Source organism: Rhabdonatronobacter sediminivivens (assembly GCF_013415485.1).
Classification (GTDB): domain Bacteria; phylum Pseudomonadota; class Alphaproteobacteria; order Rhodobacterales; family Rhodobacteraceae; genus Rhabdonatronobacter; species Rhabdonatronobacter sediminivivens.
Map to the genome: position 1 here is coordinate 1 of NZ_JACBXS010000158.1, position 568 is coordinate 568.

Sequence of the window (568 nt, forward strand, 5' to 3'; positions counted from 1 at the left end):
AATCAGGAGCTGCTTGGTTTGCTGCGTGAGCAATTTAATTTGCGCATGCAAGCTGCGACCGGCCAACTGAATCAGTCACACCTGTTGAAGCGAGTGCGTAAAGATATCGCACGTGTGAAAACAGTGATTAATCAAAAGGCAGGTGCGTAATGAGTGAAGCAAAATCTACCCGTACTGTGCAAGGCCGTGTGATTAGCAGCAAAATGGACAAGTCTATTGTTGTTGCTATCGAACGTCAGGTTAAGCACCCGATTTACGGTAAGTACATTAAGCGGACTACTAAGCTCCACGCACACGATGAAAATAACACATGCCAAGAAGGTGATTTGGTATCGATCCGGGAAACTCGCCCGGTATCTAAAACTAAGTCATGGACTTTGGTAGACGTTATCGAGCGTGCTGCAGGCTTTTAATCCGCCGGCAGAGATGCCATTGAAGAAACGACTCTCCTCGGAGGGTCGTTTTTTTTTGCGGGATGCCAAAGGCTTACTATACTTAATTCACTAATTTATTAATTTACATAGTTCTCGTACAAGGAGTAAGAGATGCCGCGATACCAAAGTTTAAT

At 44.7% G+C, this 568-nt stretch carries 2 protein-coding genes; both read left to right on the forward strand.

Features of this window, described 5'->3' with window-relative positions; translation table 11 throughout:
• Nucleotides 1–9 precede the first annotated feature (9 nt).
• Nucleotides 10–150, forward strand: coding sequence for a 50S ribosomal protein L29 (gene rpmC, locus HUK65_RS18625; RefSeq protein ID WP_456095397.1), 141 nt, complete (start codon nt 10–12; stop codon nt 148–150).
• A complete protein-coding gene (rpsQ, locus tag HUK65_RS18630; RefSeq protein ID WP_179907788.1) occupies nt 150–413 on the forward strand; it encodes a 30S ribosomal protein S17 in 264 nt (87 codons plus the stop codon). Before rpmC ends, rpsQ begins: the two co-directional genes overlap by 1 nt.
• The last annotated feature ends 155 nt before the right edge of the window (nt 414–568 follow it).

Excerpts from the sequence above, each read along its gene's own strand:
- rpsQ (WP_179907788.1), top strand. The coding sequence starts at position 150 with ATGAGTGAAGCAAAATCTACCCGTACTGTGCAAGGCCGTGTGATTAGC.